This is a genomic window from Bradyrhizobium sp. P2_E8 (genome assembly GCF_056403875.1).
The window spans coordinates 1-1,008 of sequence record NZ_JBFUES010001612.1; the positions used below are offsets into that span (position 1 = coordinate 1).

General features: G+C 63.2%; 2 protein-coding genes. Both read right to left on the minus strand.

What is annotated here, in order from left to right:
• A partial coding sequence (locus AC1D00_RS42715; RefSeq protein WP_477014862.1) for a sulfate ABC transporter substrate-binding protein occupies positions 1-425 on the minus strand: 425 nt, incomplete at its 3' end.
• Between the two features lie 108 nt (positions 426-533).
• The coding region (locus AC1D00_RS42720) for a phosphoadenylyl-sulfate reductase (RefSeq protein ID WP_477014863.1) at positions 534-1,008 on the minus strand (475 nt) is incomplete at its 5' end.

The following is a 1,008-nucleotide window of genomic DNA, read 5'->3' on the forward strand; positions in this document are numbered from 1 at the left end:
GGCTTGAGCAGGTCGTCCCAGTCCTTGATGCCTTTCGGATTACCCTTGCGCACCAGGAACACGATGGTCGACGTGTAGGGTGATGAATTCTGCGGCAGACGCTTCTGCCAGTCGGCCGTCGTGAGGCCCTTGCTCGCGATCGCATCGATGTCATAGGCAAGCGCGAGCGTCACCACATCGGCCTGCAATCCGTCGATCACCGCGCGCGCCTGCGAACCGCTGCCGCCATGCGACTGCTTGATCTCGACGCTCTTGCCGGTTTCCTTCTGATAGGCACCCGCAAACGCCTTGTTGAACTCGGCATACAGCTCCCGCGTCGGATCGTACGACACGTTCAACAGGTTGATGTCGGCGGCGAGAGCCGAGCTTGCCCAAAGCAGTCCTGCCACGAGCGGAGCGATACGGCGCAGCATGTCCATCTCCATTCACCTCGACGACATCGGCGTCATCGATGGCAGGCATAACTCGGGGCGAAACGCGCTTAAGTCAACGGAACCGGATTTTCTTGTTCGCGGCGTCGCAGCCTGACTGTGCTACGAAGTCTTCATCGTGTGAATGCCGCATTCTGTCTTGGCCCGGCCGCGCCAGCGACCGGCGCGCGCATCCTCGCCTTCGGCCGTTCTGCTGGTGCAAGGCATACACCCAACCGACAGGAAACCGGAGGCAGCCAGTGGATGACGCGGCAATTTGGCGCGGACGAAAATCGCATCGAGTTCCTCGCGCGAGACGTTGGCGAAGGGGTTGAACTTCAGCCGCGTGCCGTCGTCCTCGACCACCGGAATGTCGGCGCGCGCATTGCCCTGGAAGCGCTTGCGGCCGTTGATCCAGGCATCGAACGGCTTCAGCGCGCGCGCCAGCGGCTCCACCTTGCGGATGCGGCAGCAGGCGTCGGGATCGGAGAACCAGAGGTCGCGCTCGGGATCCTCGCGCGACAACGTCTCCTCCGCCGGCTTGATCGAGCGGACGTCCTTGAGACCCAGCGTCGCGACCAGCGTGTCGCGATAGGCG